Source organism: Collinsella aerofaciens (genome assembly GCF_025289055.1).
GTDB lineage: Bacteria > Actinomycetota > Coriobacteriia > Coriobacteriales > Coriobacteriaceae > Collinsella.
Genome location: NZ_JAESIQ010000008.1, coordinates 43,142 through 67,158, shown reverse-complemented (window position 1 = coordinate 67,158; position 24,017 = coordinate 43,142). Strand labels below are relative to the sequence as shown.

Here is a 24,017-nt window from a genome sequence, read left to right as displayed (position 1 = left end):
GCCTTTGCCCTGGTTACGATATTGGTGATTTTCGCTATGTTTGCATCCGTTTCTTCATGCACAGATAGAGCCCGCTATAGCGGAGGAGATGATTACCTTGTCTTTGGAGCCGGCAGCGTTCATTCTATTGAGGGAACGGAACTCGTAATCCAAACAGACAACAGTCCCCGCTACACCGACGCTGGAAAGCAAACCCGGATTACATTCCCCTCATCTGGCCGAATCAAAGACAAGCTTTCCCAAATCAAAGTTGGGACAAGAGTTTCCTACTCACGCTTTGAGTCGGTAGACGCATCTGGATCATACGAGGGAAACGATATCGAAATTGAACAGGCAAACACTATAAGGAGATGTTGAGGAACTGAGTCTCTGCGCAGTTCCTCAACAAATCATTATGCCTCCGGGACCCTACCCGTCGCCAAAATCTGTTCAAGTGCCGCCTCATCCAACACGGGCACACCCAGCTGCTCGGCCTTGGTGAGCTTGGAGCCCGCTTTGGGACCGGCGACCAGGTAGCTCGTCTTCTTTGAAACACTGCCCGAGACCTTGGCGCCGAGCACCTTGAGCGCCGCGCCCGCCTCGTCGCGCGTGCGGTTGACGAGCGTGCCAGTGAGCACGAAGGTCAGACCCGCAAGCGGTTGTGCGTCGGCGAGCTCGCCCGCCACGCCAGCGTCAGCTGCAGCTTGCGCGTGTGCGGCGCCCAAATCGACTTCGAGCGACAGACCCGCCTGGCGCAGGCGTTCCAGCACGGCGAGATTCTCGGGCACGGCCAGGAACTGCTTGACGCTCGCCGCAATCTTGGGACCGATGCCCTCGCACTCGGCAATATCCTCTTCGCTCGCCAAGATGAGCTTGTCAATCGACAGGAATCGCTCGGCGATGACCTCGCCCACGCTCTTGCCCACGTGGCGGATGCCCAGGGCAAACAGCACGCGACCGAGCGGCTGGCTCTTGGACTTGTTGAGCTCGGCGATGATTTTCTCGGCCGTCTTGAGGCCCACCGGAATGGGGTCGCCCTTCTTGACGCCCTTTTTGCTGTTGGAGCTGGCATAGGTGCGCCCCGTGTCCAGGCCGGCGATGTCGTCGACCGTGAGCTGGTAGAAGTCCGCGACATCGTGGATCAGGCCGGCGGCGATCATCTTGTCGACGATCTCGTCGCCCAGGCCATCGACGTCCATACAGCCGCGACTCACCCAATGGAGCAGGCGCTCCTTGAGTTGCGCGGGGCAGTCGATGGACACGCAGCGGTAGGCAACCTCGCCATCCTCGTGGACCACGGGGCTGCCGCACACGGGGCAGACCTCGGGCATGTACCAGTCGACCGAATCGGCCGGGCGTTTATCGAGCACCGGGCCCACGACCTCGGGGATCACGTCGCCCGCCTTGTGCACGATGATAGTGTCGCCCTCGCGCACGTTTTTGCGACGGATCTCGTCAATGTTGTGCAGCGTGGCGCGCGCGATGGTGGAGCCGGCGACCGTCACCGGGTCGAACTCGGCGACCGGCGTGAGCACACCGGTGCGGCCCACCTGGATGCGGATTTCGCGCAGGATGGTCTGCTTTTCCTCGGGCGGAAACTTAAAGGCAATGGCCCAGCGCGGCGCGCGGGCAGTAAAGCCCAGGTCGAGCTGCTGCTGGAAGCTGTCGACCTTTACGACCACGCCGTCGATGTCGTAGTCCAGGTCACCGCGGTGCTCAAGCGCCTGGGCACAGAACTCGTGGACCTCGGCGGGCGTGGCGCAACGGGCAACGTTAGGGTTGACGCTAAAGCCAGCGTTGCGCAGCCAGTCGAGGAACTCGCGCTGGCTGTGGACGTGCAGCGGATCGGTATCGGCGATGGCATAGATAAAGGTGGCAAGATCGCGGCGCGCCGTGACCTTGGGGTCCTTTTGGCGCAGGCTGCCGGCGGCGGCGTTGCGCGGGTTGGCGAAGGGGTCGCGGCCCTCGGCATCGGCCTCGTCGTTCAGACGAACAAAGCTGCCCTTGGGCATATAGACCTCGCCGCGCACCTCGATGGTGCGCTCGCGGTCGGCGCCCATGTGGGCGAGCGCCGGCTCGGACAGGTGCATGGGCACATCCTTGATGGTGCGCACGTTGAGCGACACGTCCTCGCCCGTGGTGCCATCGCCACGTGTGGCCGCACGTACGAAGGTGCCGTTTTGGTAGGTAAGGGCCACGCCCAGGCCGTCGATCTTGAGCTCGCAGGTATAGGTGACGCTACCGGCGCCGAGCGCATCCTCGGCGCGCTGGAGCCACGCGTCAAGTTCGTTCAGATCCATGGCATCATCCATGGAATACATGCGCGCCATATGCGTGACCGGCGTAAACTGCTCGCTCACGTAGCCGCCCACGCGCTGGGTATAGCTATCGGGCGTCACCAGGTCGGGGTAGGTCGCCTCGATTTCCTGCAGCTCAACGAGCATTTTGTCAAAGGCGGCGTCCGTGATCTCGGGCGCATCGAGCATGTAGTAGCGATAGGCGTGGTAATCGAGCTCGTGGCGCAGCTCGGCCGCGCGCGCTGCCGCCTGGGAATGGGCGTCGGTCGGTGCGGTGGTTTCCGCGGTCGTGGACGTTTCGGTATCGATGTCCACGCCGTCGCCAAACAGGCTCGATTGCTCCATAGCGGCACTCCTTCGCTCGATTTCAAACGGATACAAGAGTACCACCGGTCGCAACGGGGCCGAATAACCCTTTCGAACCGCACCGAATCGGCAGCCGCTAGACCGGGGCGGATCGCGCGATCAAACCATGCCCTTGCCGTTTCTAAAAGGCCCGTTTTCCTCCGTCCCCAACGGATCAATAAGAAAAGAGGGGCTGTCCCGCGTTGATGGGACAGCCCCTCTGGTTTCGATATATGCGATACGGCTCGTTAGAAACCCTGACCGTAGCCCTGACCCTGGCCCTGCTGGCCCAGCAGCTCCTCCAGATACTGGCGCAGCTGCTCGTCGGTAATACCGCCGTTGCCGGTGTCGGTCGCGCTGTCGTCCTGTTGCTGGTTCTGCAGCTCCTCGTCGGAACCCAGCTCGACGGTGACCTTTTTCTCTTCCTTGCCGCGCATGAGTGTGATCTCGACCTTCTCGCCCACCTCGTGGCTGCGCAGCGCGATGATCAGGCCATCGGCGCTCGTGATCTCGTCGTCGCCCAGCTTGGTGATGACGTCGCCCTCTTGGATGCCAGCCTTGGCGGCGGGACCGTCCTCAACGACGCTCGCCACGTACGCACCGCTATCGGTGCTCAGCTTGTTGGTGCGGGCGTTGAGCGCATTGACGCTCGAAAGCGTAGCGCCCATGTACGGATGCACCGGCGTCTTGCCGTCGATGATCTGGTCGGCAATGTTCTTGGCGTAGTTAACGGGAATGGCAAAGCCCACGCCCGAGCTGGAGCCCGAGTAGCTCTCGATGAGCGAGTTGATACCCACCAGCTCACCGTTGTCGTTGACGAGCGCGCCGCCGGAGTTGCCCGGGTTGATGGCGGCATCGGTCTGGATCATGTTGGCATAGATGGTATTGCCGCTGGTAGAGCTCATGGCCGTGGAGCGATACAGCGCCGACACGATTCCCGTGGAGACAGACTGCTCGTTGCCGAACGGCGAGCCGATCGCCATAACCCACTCGCCCACGTTGAGCTTGGAGGAATCACCGATCTCAATCGGCGTGAGCTTGGAGGCGTCGGCGTCCTTGAGCTTGATGACGGCCAGGTCGCTCGAAGCATCGTTGCCCACGAACTCGGCCTCGTAGGTGGTGCCGTCGTCCATGGTCACCACGTACTGGTCGTAACCATCGACCACGTGGTTGTTGGTGAGGATGTGGCCCTCGGTATCGAGCACCACGCCCGAACCGACACTGCCCGAGTTATCCGACCCGTCAGCAGACTGCGAAAGCGAGCCATTCTGGCTGCCGCTCGAAGTGGCAGTGATGGAAACAACGGAGGGCAGGGCCTTGGCAGAAACGGCCTCGGCCAGCGTGGTGTCCTCGGAGTCAATGGTGATCTTTTGCGTCGACGAACCCGAAGCACCCGCCGTCACGGCATTCTTGCCGCCACCGATATCAAGCGTGCCGCTCATAATGAGCGCAATGACCAGCAGGGCTCCGCAGGCACAGCCGGCGAGTGCCGTAATAAAGATCGGCAGCTTTTTGGTCTTGGTCTTGACTACCGTGTGCTTGTTCACGACCTGTTGACCGCCCAGCGGCTTGCCGGTCTGTGTGTCGTAAGCCTGCACGTAAGGAATGTTGCTGTCGGCAGGCGTCGACTCCACCTGCACACGCGGCTGCTGCTGGGTCTCGCCGGCGTTGCCCGCATCCTGGGGACGCTGGGAATCGTTCTCGCTCATGGCTGCGATCCTTTCGTCAAATAACCAAAGGCCCGCCAAACATGTGGCGGGCCATCATTGTTCACGTTGAGTTGTACCCCAAGCTGGGCAGTCCCGAGCACTAGATGCCAAGATTTCAGCTTTGCTTAAGTAATGACATGCTTATAAGCCAATTCGTTTTATGCCGTCATGTCTATTCGATATAACAGTCGATAGCAAAACTATATGTTGAATCGTTAATAAAGTCCGTAATCGTCGCACCCATGCCTGATCCGCACGTCCACTTATCTTTCTCCGCGTCGTATGGCGTTGGCCCCCACCCCGTTTCATATGATGCTTCGCTTTCCGTGAAGTTATTCATCACGTATTTATCCTTCTGCATGAGCGCGTACCAAGCGTTTGCATACATCACAAGCGGATCGGTTTGGACTATCGAGTACTTTCCGGAACGAATCTCAATTTCTGTTTTATCGTTAAAATAAGCGACCGTGAGCTCAATCTTGGCAAGCAGCGGCAACGTTTCATCTGATTCCCTCTGGATTGTTATGACATCACCGGCCATAGCGTCCGCAGACACAATTTCGCTCTCTGGCGTGAAAATAGTCTCTCTGCTTCTTGTTCGCGTTTTTTCATTGCCATTTTCATCTCTGACCACCGTGTCGACCACGAGCGTCAATCGCTTCCGAGCGTCCGGCAACTCCACGGCTTCTGCCATCCCAGCTCGCATCAAAATAGGAGCCCCTGCCATCAGACCTAAAAACTGCTTTCTATCAATCATTCTTCATTCCCCTTGTCTACTTTATTTGACTTTCTCAGCTGAATGGGGATACAGAACAGTCCCGTCAAGTTCCTTATCTTCCACAAAAACTAGAATCCATTTATCACCTGCTTTCAACCCTGAGACATATCCGGAACTTGACTTACGGCGCATATCGATTTTCTTACGGCAACCACTTGGCATAAGCGCCTCAAATTGCCCGTTATGAATATCCGACAGCGTCTGTACTTCAACTGAAATATGTTCGTCATCTTTTCCACCAACGACCGAGGGGCTCGGTTGATAGGCCGCGACAACCAATATCCCAAGAAATGCGCAAAGAAGCCCCAGCGTTTTACGTATGCGTTTTCTATCATCTTCGCCGTCACTCTCCACAATACGTCCCTTCATGCGATATATAAATCGTTGTGTCATATGGAAGAAAACGCAGCTGATTGAACCAACCGTCCCAGACAACAAGCATATATTTCTTATCATTTGAATATGTATTATGCATAGCCACATATCCCGCAACAGCCATCGCATGAGCGTCATGGCTTGACCTGAGAGTCCCAGAAAAAATACTGAGATTTCCAGAATCTGCAGTTACCCTGAAAGAATCCCAAGATGGATACCAAGCAAATGATGTCTCAAGCCTTTTCCCGCGCCTAGCACAGAACTCCTTAATAGCCGGGGCAGCATTTGGAGATGGAGTCCTTCCTTGGGTAAAGTAAAGGCCCGTAGCTTGATCGAATGACTTATTTGGATCGCCGGATGTTCCCGATAACTGCCAAAGCTCATGATATAAGTCTGGCAATTTGAGCCGGTTTAGCGTTACATAATGGCTGCTTACCGCAAACATTGCAGACACATCGCAAGCATAGGTCCCCGTTTCTTTAATAACCTCTGATTGTGTAGGCGTTATCATCCCTGAAATTGTTTTACTTGCGTCAATGACATATCCTTGCTTATACAGGTCTTTGGGCGATACGAAAACATCCTCGAACCTGCCTGGAGATCCGCTGCGGCTATTTCCCACAGAAAACACCGCTGTTGACCGGCATCCCTTCTCATCTAAAACAACGTTATTATCCAGATCTGCAATACCAAAAGACAGCTCGTCAAATTTCAAAGCAACGATGTCATCTTGGGATGCGAGAAGAGCTATTTCATCGCTTGTATTCTCAATGGGCATAGGGGCGTTCGGAGCCAAGCAGTATTCGCTGATCCACCAAGATCGCTCTGAATCAAATACGACGTAGCCATAGTTAACGTCATCCCGCTTCGCGCGAACGATATACCCGATTGATTCCCCATCGGAATTCACCATTTTTACTGGGTCACAAGCGGTCACCGGCTCATCCGATACGTCATCAAAGAAAGCTTGCGCTTGCTCCACAGCTATTTGCGGTGTGACACGAACCAAGTCGTCGTCTCCAAAAACCAACCTTGGAGACATCAGGGCGGCAAGCAATACTATGAATCCGACAATCACCTTTCTCGAATAACGCATTTCTTCCTCCATCCGTGCAGTAGGGAGATACGGTAACTAAATGATATTCGTGAGATAGTTATACGTTTGATATTGTTTTTACTGACCCACTTTAAATCGGTGAAAGGTCTTCTTTTCGCCCTAAACGAGAAAAGGGTACTGGAGAAATCTCCGGTACCCTCACATTCCTCTATTTACTTGCTAGTCCTTAAACAGATAGCCCACGCCGCGGACGGTGGTGATGTGTGCCGCGATCTGCGGGCCCACCTTGGAGCGGATGCGTCGAATGTGCACGTCGACGGTGCGCGTGCCGCCGCAGTACTCAAAGCCCCACACGCGGTGCAGCAGCACCTCGCGGCTGTAGGCACGGTTGGGGTGCGTCGCCAAAAAGCTCAGCAGCGAGTACTCCATCAGCGTCAGGTCGATGGGCTCATCATCGAGCGTCACCTGGTAGGTAGCCAGGTTAATCTCAAGGTTGTCGATGTTGAGCACATCGTCGGCGGTGACGGTCTCCTCCTCGCCCATCAGGCGCTGCGCACGAGCCTTAAGCTCGTTGGATGTCGCCGTGGGGCATACAAAGTCGGCATGCGCGTGATTGGGCAGGCGCAAGGTACCGAGCGCCTCGTCGTCGACGATCACCAACATGGGGACACCGCCGCGATCGTCAAGCCACTTGGCAATCTGATCGATGCGGTCGCCGCGGATGCCGTCGGAGTCGAGGATCAGCAGGTCAAAGTCGTGCGCCGCAGTCGGCGAATCGGGGGTTGCCAGGCTCACCTCGACACCCAGGGTGGTCGTCAAGCTGCGGGCAAACTCGTGGAAGCGCGTCGTGCGCGCCATGAACAGGGCACTCTTTTCGGACATATCGGCCTCCAAGGAAATGAGCTCAATCGTACTGGAACAAGCCAGCGCGATTAGGAGTTCGCCAGATAGTGCTTAATCTCCCACTCGGTGATCGTGGACTCAAACTTATGCCACTCGTCGCGCTTCTTTTTAAGGAAGAAACTGTGGATGTGCTCGCCGAGGGCATCCTTCATAAACTGCGAGTCCTCAAACACGTCGAGCGCCTCTTTGAGCGAGCGCGGCAGCGGCGTGTAACCGGCCTCGAGCATCTGACGGTCGGTGAGCTTGAGCGTCTCGGCCGTTGCCTCGGGCGGAAGCTCCAGCTTGCGCTCGATGCCGTCCAGACCAGCCGCCAGCGTGACGGCGTTGACCAGGTACGGGTTGGCCATGGGGTCGGGACTGCGCAGCTCGATGCGCGTAGACAGCTGCTTGCCGGGCTTGTAGACCGGGATGCGGACCATACTCGCGCGGTTGCGCAGGCCCCACGTGGCGTACTGCGGCACGGAGTCGCCGCCCGTGGTGATGCGCTTGTACGAGTTGACCGTGGGGTTGGTGATGGCGCTAATCTCGCGCGCGTGCGCCAGGATGCCGGCCATGTAGTGCTTGGCGACGTCGGAGAGATGGTACTTCTCGTCGCCCTCGCCCCAAAAGACGTTATTGCCGTCGTGATCGAACAGCGACTGGCACAGGAACATAGCGCTGCCGTCCTCGCCTGCCAACGGCTTGGGCATAAAGGAGGCGTGGCAGCCGCTCTCGTAGGCCTGCTGCTTAATGATGAGTTTGGCCGTGGTGATGGCGTCGGACATGCTCAGGGCCTCGGCGTGGCGCAGGCTCATGCCGTGCTGCGAGCGGCCGGCGGCGTGGAAGGTATACTCCACGGGCACGGACATCTTCTCGAGCGTGAGGACCGTGTTGCGACGCAGGTCGCGGGCGGCATCGCTCACCGAAAGATCGAAGTAGCCCACGTTGTCGAGCGGCTCGGGGGTGTGCTCGTCGGGGAAGTAGTAATACTCCAGCTCGGCGCCCACGTTGAGCAGGTAGCCAGCCTTCTCGGCCTTGCGGAACATGCGGCGCAGGGCATCGCGCGGATCGCCGGCGAAGGGCTTACGGTCGGGGGTGCACACGTCGCAGAACACGCGGGCGACGCCGTTGTGGCTCGGGCGCCACGGCAGGATCTGGAAGGTCGAAGCATCGGGGAACGCCAGCATGTCGGCTTCCTCGGGCGTAGCAAAGCCCTCGATGGCGGAGCCGTCAAAGCCAATACCCTCCTCAAAAGCGACCTCGAGGTCCTCGGGGCTAATGGCAAAGTTCTTGAGGCGGCCGAGAATGTCGACAAACCACAGACGCACAAAGCGGATGTCACGCTGCTCTACGGAGCGGAGTACGTAATCGATGTTCTGCTGGTTCATGTCGCTCCCCTTTCTTTCGGGCGGGTTTCGACTGGTCTATATCGCAGATACTATCGCAGAAAAATGTTTCCGCAGGGTTAAAGCGTATCAAGCGCTCAAAAAACGTGCGCGAGCAGGCGGTTGCGAACGAGCGGCTAGCGTTCAGATTCGGAGACAATTTGTCTACAGGCTCGTTCCAGCGCAGGGAACTCCATCGTCACTGCATCCCAAACAACCGAGCGGTCGACATTGCCGTAATCATGCGCAAGATAATTTCTCATGCCGATAATTCCACGCCATTCAATTTCGGGATGAAGCCGCTGCGAGCGTTCCGACAATTTGCCCGCTTCTTCCGTCACCCTAAGCGCACACATCAAAAGGGAGTCCGCCAACGCCCTCGTCCGCACGTCATTCGCATGCAGAAACTGGTCCTCGGTGATATCAAAAGCCTTGATGCGCTCGTTCGTTTCGGAGATGGCCTCCAAAACCTCTTGGGCGCGAAGGCTGTCTGACTTACGCGCGATCATAAAGGATCACTCCTTCGCGCTCGATTACCGCGGCAAGTTCGTCATCAAGATGATCACTAGAGACGAGATCAACCTGCCTCCCGGTTTCTTTGCGCACCGCCTCGCCAAACGCCGACAGCGCAAAAAGACCAAAGCCCTGCTCGCGATCGACTTCGAGACGCAAGTCAATATCACTATCGGCATGCGCCTCGCCACGGGCATACGAACCAAATAGAATCACGGTTTTGATGGCGGGAATCGTGCTGGCTGCCTCGCGGACGGCGGACTCAATCTGGGCAGTATCCAAAATGCCCGCCGCGGCGCTTTCGCTCGCAGAGCTTTTACCAAGTGAAGGAACAAACGGCAGAGAGCGCTCGCGCAGCATCTGCCTCATAAACATATTGACCGCAACAGACGAAGTCATGCCAAGCTCTTCGCACAGTTCGGCAAATGAGTCTTTAATTGACGAGTCCACTCGCACACTCAGCACAGACGCAGCCATGGATACCTCCTGTATGACATTGTCTATATATTATCATACAGACTAGCGCGAGGTCGAAGCGCGGTGTTCGATGTGGCCGGGGACCTCGATACGCTTGGGGGCGAGCTTTGCGGCCTCGCCCACCGTGGTGGTGACGACGTCGATGCGCTCGGACAGGCGCTCGACCACGCGCTCGGCGATGGTAAGGGTGTCTTGCGCGGCCGTGGTCACACCGCCAAAGAGCACGTGGTTCCAGGGATAATCGTCAAATGTCGCGATCTTAAGACCAGCCGGCAGCGAGGGACCAAGCTGCGCCAGCGCCTCGGTCAAACGCAGGAAGACCAAGCCGTTGACGGCAATGAGGCCGAGCTTTTTGCCTGCATAGCCGCGGATGGTCTCGTCCAGGCGGCCGACGCCCGTGGCGCCCCCGTCGGCCAGGGTGACGACCTCGCCGGCAAGGCCGCGGTGCAAAAGCTCGTCGGTAAAGGCCTCGGCGCGCTTGCGACGCACGGGGCTGTCGTCGCTTGCCTCGGTGAGCAGGCACAGGCGCTCGCTGCCAGCGGCGGTCAAGGCGTCTACCAGGCCGGCGACCAGCTCACGGTTGTTAGATGTCACCAGGTCAACACCGCCGTCGGCAACGTCGCGGTCGAGCAGCACAACAGGCAGACGTCCCGCTGCCGCGGCGATCGCCTCGTCATTGCCTCCGCAGGTGTTGACGACCAGGCCGTCCACGTCGGCATCGATAAGTCTGGCGAGCGACTCGGCCTCCTTAGCGGGGTCGTTGCCGCTAATGGCCGTCATGAGCGAGCAGCCGCGCGCGGCGGCGCTGGCGGAAAGTCCTTCAAGCATGGCGCTCGAGAACGGGTTGGCGATGTCGGCCAGGATCACACCGATGAGGTTGGTACGCGAGCTGCGCAGATTGCGCGCGGCAGCACGTGGGCGATAGCCGGTGCGCTCGATGACCTCGGCGATGCGAGCACGGGTCTCCTCGGTCATTTGCCCGGGGCGGTTGTTGAGATAGCGCGAGACCGTGGCCGGGCTCACGCCCGCCTCGGCGGCAATGTCCTTGATTCTCATCTGCGCCATAACGCACCCCGTTTCCCAATTGTCGGCGGTCTGAGCCATTTTAGGCATTTTTTTAAAAATCTCGGTTGCAAAACGCTGTAGGTGAGTATACTACAACTCGAAACGAAACCGATTTCGTAAACCGATTTCGGCGAGCGTTGGCACGCAGGTGCAAAGACGCACCCTACCGTCTTGGCACCTGCGTGCCAACGCCATATCAAAGGTGTACGCACGAGTAAAAGGAGCTGCGCGACCATGGGTAAAACGGTTCTTACCTTCGGCGAGATCATGATGAGACTCTCGCCCAAAGACCACCTGCGTATTGAGCAGGCAACCGAGTTTGACGTCCGCTACGGTGGCGCCGAGGCCAACACCGCTCTTTCCCTAGCCTACCAAGGCGACAAGGCCGCTTACGTATCCGTTGTCCCGGCCAACCGCCTAGGCGAGTGCGCGCTGCGCTCGCTGAAGGCCTACGGCGTCGACACAACGCGCGTCGTGCGTCAGGGCGACCGTCTTGGCTCCTATGTGTTTGAGGTCGGCGCCTCGCAGCGCGGTAACGGTTGCGTCTACGACCGCAAGTACTCTGCCATCAACATGGCCAAGCGCGACGTCTTTAACTGGGACGAGATCCTCAAGGGCATCGATGTCTTCTATTTCTCCGGCGTGACCCCCGCCGTCTCCGATGAGATGGCCGCCGCCTGCAAGGATGCCCTCACCGCCTGCCGCGCCAAGGGCATCACGACCGTGTGCGACGTGAATTATCGCGGCAAGATGTGGTCGCCCGAGAAGTCGCAGGCCACCATGAAGGAACTCCTGCCGCTCGTCGACATCTGCATCGCCAACGACGAGGATGCGCCTGCCGGCCTTGGCATGACCTGCGTCTCCGGCTCCCTCGCCCACGGCATCGAGGAGCGTGACACCTACGTCGAGATGGCCCGTCAGATCTGCGCCGAGTACGGTTGCAAGAAGGTCGCCTCGGTCGTCCGCAACATCTCCTGCGTCGAGCGCTCCATCTGGATGGGCATGCTCTTTGACGCCGAGAGCGGCGAGCACTGGTTCTCCCCTGCTCACGACGTGCACGTGCTCGAGGGCGTTGCCGCCGGCGACGCTTTCAACGCCGGCCTCGTCCATGCCCTCATCAACGACTTTGACCCGCAGGACGCCGTCAACTACGCGATTGCAGCCTCGATCCTCAAGCTCACCATCAAAGGCGATTCCAACTTGGTGACCGCAGGCGAGATCGCAGCCGTGGCATCCGCCGCCGACGGTGGCACCCGCGTCGCGCGCTAGTCCGTCTCCATTCCGCGGGCCGCAGCTTTCCAATCCCATACCCCTGCGGCCCGCTCCCCGATTCCTCCGGCCGGGCAAAACCACCAGTCCCATTCCGGTTTTGTCTGGCATTCCCTACATGACTGGTCGAGCAGCCGGTTTTGGAATTGCTTGAACCCCAAGCAGTGCCTCCGATAACCAATCCAAAATCGGCTCCTGACCAGCACATTTGGCAATCACGCGCCCATGCGCGCCACACATCGAAAGGAACATCATGTTCGATCAGTTCTACACCACGCTTGAGTCCCTGGGCATCGTGCCGGTCGTTGTACTCGACAAGGTCGAGGACGCCGCTCCGCTCGCCCACGCCCTTATGGCAGCTGGCATGAAGTCCGCCGAGGTCACCTTCCGCACCGCCTGCGCCGCCGAGTGCATCGCCGCTATGGCCGAGGCCGAGCCCGAGATGTGCGTTGGCGCCGGCACTGTCCTGACCGTCGAGCAGGTTGAGCAGGCCCGCGCAGCCGGTGCCAAGTTCATCGTCTCCCCGGGTTACAACGAGGACGTCGTGAAGCACTGCATCGACATCGACCTGCCCGTCCTTCCCGGAACCGTGACCCCCTCCGAGGTCACCGCAGCCGAGAACCTGGGCCTCAAGGTCACCAAGTTCTTCCCCGCGTCCCAGTATGGCGGCCTGAACACCATCAAGGCCCTCGCCGCTCCGTTTGTCGGTCACCGCTTTATGCCTACCGGCGGCGTGAGCACCGCCAACGTCGAGGAGTACCTGAGCTCCTCCGCCATCATCGCCTGCGGTGGCACCTGGATGGTCAAGCCGGCCCTGTTTGCCGACGGCGACTTCTCCAAGGTCGAGCAGATCGCCCACGAGGCCATGGACGTCGTCAAGAAGGTCCGCGGCTAGGTTTAGCTCTCTATCGTGAAAGGGGGCGTGCCCTAGACCTCGCCCCCTTTCTTTTAAAACGGCTCGGAAGCGCGCCGTTTCCGTCACGAACAAGAACCAAAACCGTCTTGTATGCTGATAGAACGTGACGGAAGCGACACGCCCCCGAGCCGCTTTGCATACTCAGCTGGCAACCGCGCCCAGTTGAGCCACATCGACAAAAGCCGAGCCACCAAAACAGCTGCGGCGCCGTCTGGAGGAACGGACCCTTGCTTCCGGTCATTTTCTCCAAGCGGCGCCGCAGCTTTGTGCCCCGGTTACGCCCCAACGCAGTTGCGGTGAAATAGGGACTGTTTGCGCCACCTAGGCCGCAAAACAGTCCCTATTTCACCGCAACTTATATGGGGATTGATTAGATGAACGAGTCTTTGGACAGCTCAAAATAGTCGGGATGCAAGGCGATAACCGGGCCCTGCTCCTCGGGCATCAGGTGCAAGTGCGTCTCTGCCAGATAGCTCGCCGTGTCGGTATCGCCCCTCTTAATGGCCTCGAGAATCCGGCGATGCTGCCGACGAATCGGCTCCCAATCTAGAGCCTGCGACACCATACGCAACCAGTTGTATCGCTCAAAATGCGTGTTGATGCTCTTCATCCAATCCCACAACATGTGACGACCGGCAATCTCAAAACATGTCTCATGGAACAGGTTATCCAGGTCAAAGAAACGGCGCGTTTCGCCATGGTCGAGCGACTCGGACTCGGTAAGAATCTGCTCAAGCCGCTGCTTTTGCTCGGGCGTAGCAGCCGAACAGCATTTAATAAGCACGCTTCTCTCGAGTTTCTCACGCAAGAAACAGGCGTTCTCGGCGCGTTCCATGCTGATTTTTGAGACATAGGTGCCGCTTTTGGGACGCGTTTCCACCAGCTCCTGCTCACGCAGGCGCACAAAGGACTCGCGAATGGGCGTGCGCCCGATTCCCGTCTCTTTTTCCAGACCAATCGCCGAAAGGCGCGTGCCGGGCTTGAGCTCGGCATAGATAATCTTGGAGCGTAATGCGTTGTATGCCTGATCTTGCAGGCTCTGATAATGCTGGTGCTGTTCCATAAAGCCCTCGGATAAACCCTCGGTTAGTCGAATACCACCATGCAATACTATCGCATCGACACGCCCCAGCTCCCAATCAGTCTTTTTGGGACGGGGCTCTTTTAGCTACCCTGGCCCGCAGATCGGCCCCCTTGCCACAAAAGTGGCCCATCTACTACGTTAACACGGACAGCCTCGGCCATACCGAAAACCGTGAAAACAAAACCGCAGGTAGGCAGCTTGTCGATTTTCGAAAAAGCCGGCTATGGTTGACCTCTGCGGCTTAAACGTAGTAGATAGGCCCTATTCGTGGCACAGCACCACTCCATCCCAAATTGGCACCCCGAGCCCTCGTGAGTTGCCAACAAGCTGTTCGACCAGCGCTTTATCTGCGCGGCATTTGGAAAATAGCACCACCGCAAAACCCGCGAGTAGCGCTTACTTTGCTATATCTCACTATACTTTGCTATATCTTGCTATACTTTGCTATATCTTGCTATATCTTGAGCAAAGGTGGCTCACATGCAAACAAACCCTTTTAAGCCCACAGCAGGTAAAACACCCCCCACGATTATCGGCCGCGAAGATGTACTCGAAGAATTCAGTGAAGGCCTCACCAACGGGCCTGGTGCCCCTGGGCGCCTAATGCGCATAGCCGGCGTCCGTGGAACGGGCAAGACGGTCCTCCTTGACGAGTGCTCACGTTTGGCGCAAAGCCGTGGCTGGACGGTCATAAAAGAGGTCGCAACCGAGGGACTTTGCCAGCGCATTCTCGAACAGCTGCAGCCCAAATTCCAGGCCAAACACGCCAGATTTGAGCCCACCGTAGCTGGCATATCCATCGGCAGCATAGATATTGAGCGAATCGGCCCATCGCTACGCGACGCCATGAGACAGACAATATCCAAGAATGGAAATGGCCTGCTCATCACTCTCGACGAGGTTCAAGACGCAGAGCTCGATGAGGTCCGAACGCTCTCCATTGCGATTCAGCAGGTTATCGGCGAAGACCTTGATATCGCCTTTGTTTTTGCGGGGCTGCCTTCGATGATTGAAAGCATCATCAACGGAAAGACACTTACGTTTTTGCGCCGTGCCCTCCCCTTTGACCTGAAGGCTGTGGCAGTAACCGAAGTGTCGTACTCCCTCGAGGAAACCATTGAAGCGTCTGGCATGGAGTTGCAGCCAGGTATTGCCGGCCAACTTGCCGAGGCAACGCAAGGTTATCCTTTCATGATCCAACTCGTTGGATACTACGCATGGCAGTTGGCAAGACGCGCACATACAGCGATTATTGGAGAAGAAGAAGCCGAGCGCGGCATTGCAACGGCACGCGAACGCTTCTGCGCCATGGTGATTGAGCCCGCGCTGCAGCGCATTCCGCCCACGTGCATCGCTTATCTGCTGAGCATGGCGTCTTTGGGGCAGACGAGCTCGACCAGCATGGTTGCCGATGCCCTAAACAAAACGCCTCAACAGGTGAGCTCCGTCCGCAGCCGCCTGTTAAGAGAATCGATTATCGAGGCTCCTTCGTACGGCAAGGTCTCATTTGCCATCCCCTACATGCGCGACTACCTCTACGAACACAAAGCCGAACTGGAAGTTGAACTGTAGAAACGGCAACTGCCCTGCAAGACGAAAACCGTTTTCATACGGATTTAAAGCAGACGTAAACGGTTTTCGTCTGTTTTACGTTCGGAATAAGGATGAAATTGCGCTTTCGTACGTTTTTTCCCTAGACGCAACGTGCTTTCGTCCGACGATACGTCTGCAATCCAGACGAAAAGAACCCCGAGCTCGTGTGAGCTCGGGGCTCTTTGCGCCGCGCATCTATGAGAGGAGATATTTGATGCGCATGGGCGCTACTCCATATAGCCACCCTGGATGGCGGAAACTGCATGCTCGGTAAAGAACTTGAGCGTGCCGGAGGCGTAACGATTAGCCTTAGGCTTCCAGGCGGCGCGACGCTCGGCCAGGACGGCGTCGACCTCGGCCGGCTCCATCTCCTTGCCGGCGATGCCCACGATGGACAGCGAGCGCTCGGGAATATTGATCTGGATCAGGTCGCCTTCCTCGATCAGGGCAATCGGGCCGCCCACGGCAGCCTCGGGCGAAACGTGACCGATAGCCGGGCCCTTGGAGGCGCCGGAGAAGCGGCCATCGGTGATCAGGGCAATGCTCGCACCCAGCTCGGGATCGCTGGCGATAGCCTCGGTGGTGTAGAACATCTCGGGCATACCGGAACCCTTGGGTCCCTCATAGCGAATGATGACGGCGTCGCCGGGCTTGACCTCGTGCGTCAGGACGGCGTGGATAGCGTCCTCCTCGCAGTCGAACGGACGCGCCTTAAGCGTGGCCTGGAACATCTCGCGCGGAACAACCGTGTGCTTGACAACGGCGCCCTCGGGGGCAAGGTTGCCGTGGAGGATGGCGATAGAGCCGTCGGTACCAAAAGCCTGGTCAAACGGGCGAATGATGTCCTCGCGTTTGAGGTTCCACTTCTCCAAGTAGCGGCCGCACTTCTCGTAGTAGCCGTTGTTCTTAAGGTCCTCGAGGTTTTCGCCGAGGGTCTTGCCGGTGACGGTCATGACATCGAGGTGGAGCATCGACTTGATCTCCTCCATGATGCGCGGCACGCCGCCCGCATAGTAGAAGAACTGCGCCGGCCACTCACCTGCGGGGCGAACGTTGAGCAGGTAGTGGGCGCCACGGTGCAGGCGATCGAAGTCGTCGGCGGACATCTCGATGCCAAACTCGCGGGCAATCGCGGGGATATGCAGCAGCGAGTTGGTGGAGCCCGAAATGGCACCGTGGACCATAATGAGGTTCTCGAAGGACTCCTTGGTCACGATGTCGCGCGGGCACAGGTTGTGTTCGGAGAGCCACACGGACTGACGGCCGGCCTCGCGCGCAAACTCACGCAGATCGGAGCTGGTTGCGGGCAGCAGGGCCGTGCCGGGGAGCATAAGGCCCAGGGCCTCGGCGGTAACCTGCATGGTCGACGCGGTGCCCATAAAAGAGCAGGCGCCGCAGCTGGGGCATGCGTTGTGCTTGGCAAACTCAAGCTCCTCGCGGGAGATCTCGCCGCGCTCGTAGCGGGCAGAAATCGCGCCGAGCTGCTCCAGGGTCAACAGATCGGGACCGGCATCCATGACACCGCCGGTAACGACGATGGAGGGGATGTTGATGCGGCCCATGGCCATGAGGTTCGCAGGCAGGCCCTTATCGCAGCTGGCGACAAAGACGCCGGCGTCGAACGGGGTGGCCTTGGCATGGATCTCGATCATGTTGGCGATCATGTCGCGGCTGGGCAGCGAGTAGTTGATGCCATCGTGACCCTGGGCCTCACCGTCGCAGATATCGGTGCAGAAGTAACGAGCACCGTGACCGCCAGCCTCGGCAACGCCAGCACGGACCTCCTCGACCAGCTCGAACAGGCCGGCAGAACCCGGGTGCGAATCGCCAAAGGTCGACTCGATGATGACCTGCGGCTTGTCCAGGTCTTCGATGCTCCAGCCAGAGCCCAAGCGCAGCGGGTCCATCTCGGGGCTGATGGTGCGGAACTTGCCGGAACGCGGCTGCAGCTTGGCAACCAGGTCGGCTGCCTCCTGCTGAATCTGTGCCTTGGTCTTCTCGTCCATGATGCTCTCCTCTTTTGATTTAAACGGTTGTACCAATCGTTGGTTAATGAATCAGGTGTAAATGGGTACCGGGCGATGCACTCGGCGAAAGATGCTTAGCTACGCGAACTAGGCGAAGAACGAAATCACCAGGGCGCAGGCAAGACCCGAAAGGCCGATGAGCGTCTCCATAACGGTCCAGGACTTGAGGGTGGTCTTCTCGTCAATCTCCAGGAACGAGGAGCACATCCAAAAACCGGCATCGTTGACGTGCGAGAGGGCTGTGGCGCCGCCGCAAATTGCAAGACAGATAGCGGCACGCATGAGCACCGAAGCACCAGCGACCGCAGGCATGGCGGCCATAATGCCCGATGCCATGGTCATAGCGACGATGGAGCTGCCGACAGAGGCACGCACCATGACGGCAATCAAAAAGGCAACGACCACCAAAGGCAGCGGTGAGGCCTCGAGCATAGGGCCGATAACCTGGCCCAAGCCGCAGTCTTGCAGCATCCAGCGAATGACGCCGCCACAGGCAATAACCAGCAAGATCATGCCGACGGGCTTAAGAGAGCGGTCGAGCAGGGCCTTGAGCTCGGCGCCGGAGTAGCCGCGGCGCGCGCCCAGCAGATACATCGCGACGAGCGTGGCGAGCGTCAAAGCGACGAACGGCTTGCCCAGGAAGGCGAGAATCGAGGCGAGCTCGGCGGGCATGGGGATATAAGAGGACAACGTGCCCAGCAAAATCAGACAAAGCGGCGTGAGCACGATGGCAAGCACCATGCCAAAGGAGGGAAGCTCCTTTTCGTCGCTCGCACCCTCGGCAGAGGTAAAGTGCTCCGGAACATCGGTAAAAATGCGACCGCCCACGTTGCGGCCCCAGATGACGCCGGCAATCGCCATGGCGATGAAGGCGCTGGGGATACCGACGAGGATCATGGTGCCCAGGTCGACACCGAGCGTGCCGGCGACCAAAACCGACCCGGCCGATGGCGGCACAAACGCATAGCCAGCGGCAAGTCCCGCGAGTAGCGCGATGCCGTAGTAGAGCGTCGACTTTTTGGTCTGGGATGCCACGCTAAACGCAAGCGGAATCAAAACGACCACGCCGGCCTCAAAGAACACCGTAGTGCCGATAACCAGACCGGTAATGCCCAGCGCCCAGCTGGAATGACCCTGTCCAAAGGTATCGATGAAGGTCTGGGCAATCTTCTTGGCGCCGCCGCTCTCCTCAAGAATCTGACCAAACATCGAACCCAGGCCAATGAGCAGGGCGATGTTTTGCAGCGTGGTACCCACGCCCTTGGTGACGGTGTCCGCCACCAGGTCGAGTGGCATACCGGCGCCGATGCCGATCGCGAGCGCCGAGACCATCATCGAAAGCACGGGGTGCAGCTTGAACTTAATGATGAGCGCAAGCAGCAGCGCAATGCCCACGATGGCGGCGATGACCAGCCTGGTGGGATCAGCCATAAACGTTGGGTCTGACATCTTTCCTCCAATTCATCAGACCTTTTGAATTCGTCTGATGACTATAGCGTGTTTTCAATAGGTCTGACGTTTCATTTTGAAATTTGTTCGAAATACATCTGATGTATTTGGTGAACGGTCTGTTTTGACGGTAAACGGCTACTCACAGCTTCCCATTGTCTGAGCGAACCACCGCGGCTTCTGTTGAATGAGCTAGAATAGCTCTGATGAATTTTTTGATATGAGGTGAAGCGTGGCACGAACCGATTTGGGGCTCCCCGAGCAGATTTCGGAGAAAATCATTCAACTGATCCTGGATGAACATCTTGAGCAAGGCGACCGCCTGCCCAAGGAGGCCGTGCTCGTCGAGCGCCTGGGCGCCGGCAGGAGCACCGTACGCGAAGCCATGAAGCTGCTGCAGTCGCGCAACATCGTGCGCATTAAGCAGGGCTCGGGCACCTATGTGGCATCAAACCCCGGCGTTGCCGACGATCCGTTGGGCTTTACCTTTATCGATGACAAGAGGCGCCTGGCATGCGACCTGCTCGAAGTGCGCTTTATGATCGAGCCGCAGATGGCCAGCATGGCCGCAGAGCACGCGACCGACGATCAAATCATCTGCATTAAAGAGCTTTGCGATGAGTCCGAGCACTTGGCCGCGCGGGACGAAGACTATTCTGCCGCCGACACCGCGTTTCACATCGCAATTGCCGAAAGCTGCGGCAACCTCGTCGTTCCCCGCCTAATGGGCGTGCTCAAGGCGTCTGTCCCCCTGTTTATTGACGTGACCGGCAAAAAGCTGGTTGAGGAAACCATCCGCACCCACCGTGGCGTGGCCGACGCCATCGCCGCGCGCAATCCCACCGCAGCGCACGACGCGATGTACCTGCATCTGGTGTACAACCGCAACATGATCGCAGAGGGAGCGCAGGAACAGAGCAAATAGACGTCCGCACGGCAAGGGCGAGACCACCGTTTACCTTTTAAAAGTGAACGTTCACCTGTTTTTAGGAGAATCTGTCTTTTAATTCCCCCTCTTCTCCTATACTGACCTTGTATGAAAAGCAAGACTTATATAGATGAACGTTTCTTTTGAAAGGATCGCTATGTCTAATCTTATGGACAGCTTCCGCCTGGATGGCAAGGTCGCGCTCGTGACCGGCGCCACCTACGGCATTGGCATGGCCATTGCCGAGGCGCTCGGAGAGGCCGGCGCCAAAATCGCCTTTAACGCCCGTCACGCCGACAAGGTCGCCGAGGCCGAGAAGCACTACCGCGAGCTGGGCTTTGACGCTCACGGCTATGTTGCCGATGTCACCGACGAGGCCGTCGTCGCCGAGCTCATCGCCAAGATTGAGGCCGACTTTGGCAGCACGCCCGATATCCTGGTCAACAACGCTGGCGTCATCCAGCGTACCCCGATGCTCGACATGAGCGCCGAGGACTTCCGCCGCGTCGTCGATATTGACCTCAACGCACCGTTTATCGTGTCCAAGGCCTGCCTGCCCGGCATGATCGCCAAGGGCCACGGCAAGATCATCAACATCTGCTCGATGATGAGCGAGCTGGGCCGCGAGACCATCGCCGGCTATGCCGCCGCCAAGGGCGGACTCAAGATGCTCACCAAGAACATCTGCTCCGAATTTGGCGAGGCCAACATCCAGTGCAACGGCATTGGGCCCGGCTACATCGCCACGCCGCAGACCGCGCCGCTGCGCGAGACGCAGCCCGACGGCAGCCGCCATCCGTTTGACCAGTTCATCATTGCCAAGACGCCGGCCGCCCGTTGGGGCACGCCCGAGGATCTGAAGGGCCCCGCCGTGTTCTTGGCTTCCGATGCATCGAACTTCGTCAACGGTCACATCCTCTACGTCGACGGCGGCATCCTCGCATACATTGGAAAGCAGCCTCAATAAGCGTCACCGCAACTGCCCACATCAGGTTTCATCCACTCGTTTTTCATTTGAGTTGCGGTGAGATAAGGATTGGTTTTGGCTTCTATCAGGCAAAACAGTCTGTATTTCACCGCAAGTTAGAAATAGAAAGGTAATTCGCAATGAAAATCGCTCTGATCAATGAGAACTCTCAGAACTCCAAGAACCCTATGATTGAGGCTGCCCTTAAGAAGGTTGTCGAGCCCATGGGCCACACTGTCTTTAACTATGGCATGTATGCCGACGCCGACTCCAAGCCCCTCACCTACGTGCAGAACGGCATCCTTGCCGCCGTGCTGCTGAACTCCGGTGCTGCCGACTACGTCGTGACCGGCTGCGGCACCGGCGAGGGCGCCATGCTCGCCTGTAACTCCTTCCCCGGCGTGCTGTGCGGCCACGTTGCCGACCCGCTCGACGCCTACACCTTTGCCCAGGTCAACGATGGCAACGCCGTTGCCATGCCCTTCGCCCTCAAGAACGGCTGGGGCCAGGAGCTCAACCTTGAGTACACCTTTGAGAAGCTCTTTGGCTTTGGTTCGGGCAACGGCTATCCTGCCGAGCGTGTTGAGCCCGAGCAGCGCAACAAGAAGATCCTCGACGGCGTCCGCGCTGTGACTATGCGTCCGCTCGTCGACGTTCTGGGCGAGATCGATCAGGACCTGGTGAAGGGCGCACTTGCCGGCGAACACTTCCAGGAGTACTTCTTTGCCAACGCAACCGACGAGGCCATCATCACCAAGGTCAAGGAGATCCTGGGCCTCTAATCGCACGACTCATTGCAGCTAACGCAAGCGGCGGTCGTCCCACGTACGGGACGACCGCCGCTTTTTGCTATCTACCGACTGACGCCGCGGGGACAGGCCCCATGCACCAAGGGATTAACTAGAGCTCGCAGGCAATCTTGTAGCCGTCGCCGATGGCGTCACGGATGTTGCCGCACTTGTTGGCATCGCCCAACACGTGGGTGGTAACGCCGGCTGCAGCAAGGTCGTCGGCCAACTTGGTATTGGGACGATAGCCCATGGCAAGTACCAGCGTATCGGCATCGGCGATGGTGTGGACCTCGCCGTCCTTCTCGTAGCTGATGGCATCCTCGGTAATCTCGGTCACCTTGGCCTCGGTCAGCACGTGGACGCCCTTGGAGAGCATGCGCGTGATGAGCACCGCGCGACCGGCACCGCCCTCGTTGGCGGCGAGCGTCTTGGTCATCTCGATGACGGTGACATCGCGGTTGGCCGGCGACAGGTCGTTGACCAACGGGGCCAGGTAATCGGCCGTCTCGCAGCCAACGGTACCGCCGCCCACGATGACGATCTTCTTACCCGGGAAAGCCTTGCCACCCAGCAGGTCGTCGGCCGTCATAACCTGCTTAAAGCCCTGCATGAAGGCCGGAGCGATGGGCTCGGCGCCATAGGCCAGGACGACCTCGTAGCCGGCGTAGTCGCGCTGAATGTCCTCGGCAGTAAGCTCGGTGCCAAATACGCACTTCACGCCCGCCTCAGCAAGACGGCGATACTGATACTTGATCACACGGGTGAGTTCCTGCTTTGCCGGCGGAACGGCTGCGATACGCATCTCGCCGCCCGGTTCGTCCTGCTTGTCCACGAGCACCACGTTGTGGCCGCGCTTGGCGGCAATGAACGCCGCCTCCATGCCCGCAGGACCAGCGCCCACAACGAGCACGTTCTTGGCCTCGGCGGCAGGCTCGTAGCCAGCCTCGTCGCGCTCCACGTCCGGATTAACGGTGCAGGAGATGCGTTTGCCAAACATAATGCCGTTCAGGCAGCGCAGGCAGCCAATGCAGGGGCGAATATCGTCGGCGTTGCCGGCAGCGGCCTTGTTGCAGAACTCGGCATCACACAGATTGGCGCGGCCCATCATGCAGATGTCGGCGGCACCGTCCTCGATCAGCTCCTCGGCGATCCAAGCCTCGTTAATGCGTCCGACGGTGGCAACGGGAATGTTGACGTGCTTTTTGATCTCGCGCGAGCAGGCGGCATGCGAGGCCTGCTGAGTACCGGCGGCGGGAATTGCGGAACCGCGCTTGATGGTGGTACCGCCCGACACGTGAATCATGTCGACGCCGGCCTTCTCCAAGCGACGCGAGACATAGATCATGTCGTTGAGGGTCAGGCCGCCATCGGTGTACTCATCGCCCGAGATGCGGACGTCGATGATAAAGTCCTTGCCGCAGCGCTCGCGAATCTCGGCGATGACCTCGAGCAAAAAGCGCATGCGGGCGTCGAGCGAGCCGCCGTACTCATCGGTACGCTTGTTATAGAGCGGGGTCAAGAAACCGCCGAGCATGCCGTGGGCGTGCGCCGCATGGACCTCGACGCCATCGACACCGGCCTTCTGCATACGCACGGCAGCGTCGCCAAACTGATGCGTGAGCTCGTGAATCTCATCGACCGTAATGGGGCGCGGCGCCTCGCGGGCATAGGACGGGCCCACAAAGGACGGAGCGATCAGGCGCGGCGTACCCGGAATGTTAAAGGCCATGTAGGCGGGGTGGAAGAGCTGCGGCATGATCTTGCAGCCATACTCGTGGACGGCCGCGGCGAGCTTTTCCCAGCCAGGGATAAACGTGTCGTCGTAGCAGCACATGTCACCCGGCAGATAGGTATAGGTAGGCTCGACCGTCACGACCTCGGTGATGATGAGGCCCACGCCGCCCTTGGCGCGGGCACGGTAATGATCGACCAAGTCGTCGGTCACATAGCCATGATCGGCCAGGTTGGTGGACACTGGCGGCATAAAGACGCGGTTCTTGACCTCGGTCGTACCGACCTTGATCGGGCTAAAGAGCATCGGGTAGGCGGATGACTCCATACAGGCTTCCTTTCGTTTGAGCCGCTCGGCGGCACTTGCTAACGTACTTATCGTATCAGCAACCGCCGCGTC

General features: G+C 58.8%; 20 protein-coding genes. 6 read left to right on the top strand and 14 right to left on the bottom strand.

Annotated elements, in window-relative coordinates; translation table 11 throughout:
- Nucleotides 1-392 precede the first annotated feature (392 nt).
- From ligA to JMJ97_RS03695, 10 genes are all read right to left on the bottom strand, one after another.
- A complete protein-coding gene (gene ligA, locus JMJ97_RS03740; RefSeq protein WP_260699208.1) occupies nucleotides 393-2,621 on the bottom strand; it encodes an NAD-dependent DNA ligase LigA in 2,229 nt (742 codons plus the stop codon).
- A gap of 248 nt (nucleotides 2,622-2,869) precedes the next feature.
- Nucleotides 2,870-4,330 carry a S1C family serine protease gene (locus JMJ97_RS03735; protein WP_260699207.1) on the bottom strand — a complete coding sequence of 487 codons (1,461 nt, stop codon included), beginning with the start codon at nucleotides 4,328-4,330 and terminating at the stop codon, nucleotides 2,870-2,872.
- A gap of 172 nt (nucleotides 4,331-4,502) precedes the next feature.
- Nucleotides 4,503-5,087: a hypothetical protein gene (locus tag JMJ97_RS03730; protein WP_195520927.1), complete on the bottom strand. Its 585-nt coding sequence runs from the start codon at nucleotides 5,085-5,087 to the stop codon at nucleotides 4,503-4,505.
- A 21-nt stretch (nucleotides 5,088-5,108) separates the two neighbouring features.
- Nucleotides 5,109-5,462 carry a hypothetical protein gene (locus tag JMJ97_RS03725; RefSeq protein WP_195363717.1) on the bottom strand — a complete coding sequence of 118 codons (354 nt, stop codon included), beginning with the start codon at nucleotides 5,460-5,462 and terminating at the stop codon, nucleotides 5,109-5,111.
- A complete protein-coding gene (locus tag JMJ97_RS03720) occupies nucleotides 5,452-6,579 on the bottom strand; it encodes a hypothetical protein (protein WP_260699206.1) in 1,128 nt (375 codons plus the stop codon). Before JMJ97_RS03720 ends, JMJ97_RS03725 begins: the two co-directional genes overlap by 11 nt.
- Before the next feature lie 180 nt (nucleotides 6,580-6,759).
- On the bottom strand, nucleotides 6,760-7,422 hold the full coding sequence (locus tag JMJ97_RS03715) for a response regulator transcription factor (RefSeq protein ID WP_260699205.1): 663 nt from the start codon (nucleotides 7,420-7,422) through the stop codon (nucleotides 6,760-6,762).
- 50 nt (nucleotides 7,423-7,472) lie between these two features.
- Nucleotides 7,473-8,810, bottom strand: coding sequence for a glutamine synthetase family protein (locus JMJ97_RS03710; protein WP_260699204.1), 1,338 nt, complete (start codon nucleotides 8,808-8,810; stop codon nucleotides 7,473-7,475).
- Between the two features lie 134 nt (nucleotides 8,811-8,944).
- A complete protein-coding gene (locus tag JMJ97_RS03705) occupies nucleotides 8,945-9,316 on the bottom strand; it encodes a HepT-like ribonuclease domain-containing protein (protein ID WP_195621797.1) in 372 nt (123 codons plus the stop codon).
- The gene (locus JMJ97_RS03700) at nucleotides 9,303-9,797 is read right to left on the bottom strand and encodes a type II toxin-antitoxin system RelB/DinJ family antitoxin (protein ID WP_215693114.1); all 495 of its coding nucleotides are present in this window, start codon (nucleotides 9,795-9,797) and stop codon (nucleotides 9,303-9,305) included. Before JMJ97_RS03700 ends, JMJ97_RS03705 begins: the two co-directional genes overlap by 14 nt.
- 42 nt (nucleotides 9,798-9,839) lie before the next feature.
- Nucleotides 9,840-10,862, bottom strand: coding sequence for a LacI family DNA-binding transcriptional regulator (locus JMJ97_RS03695; RefSeq protein ID WP_260699203.1), 1,023 nt, complete (start codon nucleotides 10,860-10,862; stop codon nucleotides 9,840-9,842).
- Between the two features lie 234 nt (nucleotides 10,863-11,096).
- Here JMJ97_RS03695 and JMJ97_RS03690 point away from each other — a divergent pair, with 234 nt between their 5' ends.
- Together JMJ97_RS03690 and eda are read left to right on the top strand one after the other, a co-directional pair.
- On the top strand, nucleotides 11,097-12,131 hold the full coding sequence (locus JMJ97_RS03690) for a sugar kinase (protein WP_260699202.1): 1,035 nt from the start codon (nucleotides 11,097-11,099) through the stop codon (nucleotides 12,129-12,131).
- A gap of 253 nt (nucleotides 12,132-12,384) precedes the next feature.
- Entirely contained in the window at nucleotides 12,385-13,026 is a 642-nt protein-coding gene (eda, locus tag JMJ97_RS03685) for a bifunctional 4-hydroxy-2-oxoglutarate aldolase/2-dehydro-3-deoxy-phosphogluconate aldolase (RefSeq protein WP_035136869.1), read from the top strand.
- A 391-nt stretch (nucleotides 13,027-13,417) separates the two neighbouring features.
- On the opposite strand, the gene JMJ97_RS03680 is transcribed toward eda, so the two are convergent.
- Nucleotides 13,418-14,110 carry a GntR family transcriptional regulator gene (locus JMJ97_RS03680; protein ID WP_260699201.1) on the bottom strand — a complete coding sequence of 231 codons (693 nt, stop codon included), beginning with the start codon at nucleotides 14,108-14,110 and terminating at the stop codon, nucleotides 13,418-13,420.
- Nucleotides 14,111-14,611: 501 nt separating this feature from the next.
- On the opposite strand from JMJ97_RS03680, the gene JMJ97_RS03675 reads away from it, so the two are divergent.
- Nucleotides 14,612-15,703: an ATP-binding protein gene (locus JMJ97_RS03675; protein WP_195246053.1), complete on the top strand. Its 1,092-nt coding sequence runs from the start codon at nucleotides 14,612-14,614 to the stop codon at nucleotides 15,701-15,703.
- A gap of 248 nt (nucleotides 15,704-15,951) precedes the next feature.
- On the opposite strand, the gene ilvD is transcribed toward JMJ97_RS03675, so the two are convergent.
- Nucleotides 15,952-17,730: a dihydroxy-acid dehydratase gene (ilvD, locus tag JMJ97_RS03670; protein ID WP_260699200.1), complete on the bottom strand. Its 1,779-nt coding sequence runs from the start codon at nucleotides 17,728-17,730 to the stop codon at nucleotides 15,952-15,954.
- 108 nt (nucleotides 17,731-17,838) lie between these two features.
- Nucleotides 17,839-19,200, bottom strand: coding sequence for a GntP family permease (locus JMJ97_RS03665; protein ID WP_260699199.1), 1,362 nt, complete (start codon nucleotides 19,198-19,200; stop codon nucleotides 17,839-17,841).
- Nucleotides 19,201-19,432: 232 nt separating this feature from the next.
- Here JMJ97_RS03665 and JMJ97_RS03660 point away from each other — a divergent pair, with 232 nt between their 5' ends.
- The 3 genes from JMJ97_RS03660 (at nucleotide 19,433) to JMJ97_RS03650 (ending at nucleotide 21,877) form a co-directional block, all read left to right on the top strand.
- The gene (locus JMJ97_RS03660; RefSeq protein WP_260699198.1) at nucleotides 19,433-20,125 is read left to right on the top strand and encodes a FadR/GntR family transcriptional regulator; all 693 of its coding nucleotides are present in this window, start codon (nucleotides 19,433-19,435) and stop codon (nucleotides 20,123-20,125) included.
- Between the two features lie 160 nt (nucleotides 20,126-20,285).
- On the top strand, nucleotides 20,286-21,095 hold the full coding sequence (locus tag JMJ97_RS03655) for a gluconate 5-dehydrogenase (protein ID WP_260699197.1): 810 nt from the start codon (nucleotides 20,286-20,288) through the stop codon (nucleotides 21,093-21,095).
- 140 nt (nucleotides 21,096-21,235) lie between these two features.
- Nucleotides 21,236-21,877 carry an RpiB/LacA/LacB family sugar-phosphate isomerase gene (locus JMJ97_RS03650; RefSeq protein ID WP_195520940.1) on the top strand — a complete coding sequence of 214 codons (642 nt, stop codon included), beginning with the start codon at nucleotides 21,236-21,238 and terminating at the stop codon, nucleotides 21,875-21,877.
- Between the two features lie 118 nt (nucleotides 21,878-21,995).
- Here the strand turns inward: JMJ97_RS03650 and JMJ97_RS03645 are convergent, their stop codons facing one another.
- Entirely contained in the window at nucleotides 21,996-23,945 is a 1,950-nt protein-coding gene (locus JMJ97_RS03645; RefSeq protein WP_260699196.1) for an NAD(P)/FAD-dependent oxidoreductase, read from the bottom strand.
- Nucleotides 23,946-24,017: the final 72 nt, after the last annotated feature.

Coding starts and splice junctions, on each gene's coding strand:
- JMJ97_RS03695 (WP_260699203.1), bottom strand. CDS start 10,862: ATGGCGCAGATGAGAATCAAGGACATTGCCGCCGAGGCGGGCGTGAGC.
- JMJ97_RS03665 (WP_260699199.1), bottom strand. CDS start 19,200: ATGTCAGACCCAACGTTTATGGCTGATCCCACCAGGCTGGTCATCGCC.
- ilvD (WP_260699200.1), bottom strand. CDS start 17,730: ATGGACGAGAAGACCAAGGCACAGATTCAGCAGGAGGCAGCCGACCTG.
- JMJ97_RS03680 (WP_260699201.1), bottom strand. CDS start 14,110: ATGGAACAGCACCAGCATTATCAGAGCCTGCAAGATCAGGCATACAAC.
- JMJ97_RS03710 (WP_260699204.1), bottom strand. CDS start 8,810: ATGAACCAGCAGAACATCGATTACGTACTCCGCTCCGTAGAGCAGCGT.
- JMJ97_RS03675 (WP_195246053.1), top strand. CDS start 14,612: ATGCAAACAAACCCTTTTAAGCCCACAGCAGGTAAAACACCCCCCACG.
- JMJ97_RS03705 (WP_195621797.1), bottom strand. CDS start 9,316: ATGATCGCGCGTAAGTCAGACAGCCTTCGCGCCCAAGAGGTTTTGGAG.
- JMJ97_RS03700 (WP_215693114.1), bottom strand. CDS start 9,797: ATGGCTGCGTCTGTGCTGAGTGTGCGAGTGGACTCGTCAATTAAAGAC.
- JMJ97_RS03735 (WP_260699207.1), bottom strand. CDS start 4,330: ATGAGCGAGAACGATTCCCAGCGTCCCCAGGATGCGGGCAACGCCGGC.
- JMJ97_RS03730 (WP_195520927.1), bottom strand. CDS start 5,087: ATGATTGATAGAAAGCAGTTTTTAGGTCTGATGGCAGGGGCTCCTATT.
- ligA (WP_260699208.1), bottom strand. CDS start 2,621: ATGGAGCAATCGAGCCTGTTTGGCGACGGCGTGGACATCGATACCGAA.
- JMJ97_RS03690 (WP_260699202.1), top strand. CDS start 11,097: ATGGGTAAAACGGTTCTTACCTTCGGCGAGATCATGATGAGACTCTCG.
- JMJ97_RS03720 (WP_260699206.1), bottom strand. CDS start 6,579: ATGCGTTATTCGAGAAAGGTGATTGTCGGATTCATAGTATTGCTTGCC.
- JMJ97_RS03645 (WP_260699196.1), bottom strand. CDS start 23,945: ATGGAGTCATCCGCCTACCCGATGCTCTTTAGCCCGATCAAGGTCGGT.
- JMJ97_RS03650 (WP_195520940.1), top strand. CDS start 21,236: ATGAAAATCGCTCTGATCAATGAGAACTCTCAGAACTCCAAGAACCCT.
- JMJ97_RS03715 (WP_260699205.1), bottom strand. CDS start 7,422: ATGTCCGAAAAGAGTGCCCTGTTCATGGCGCGCACGACGCGCTTCCAC.
- eda (WP_035136869.1), top strand. CDS start 12,385: ATGTTCGATCAGTTCTACACCACGCTTGAGTCCCTGGGCATCGTGCCG.
- JMJ97_RS03655 (WP_260699197.1), top strand. CDS start 20,286: ATGTCTAATCTTATGGACAGCTTCCGCCTGGATGGCAAGGTCGCGCTC.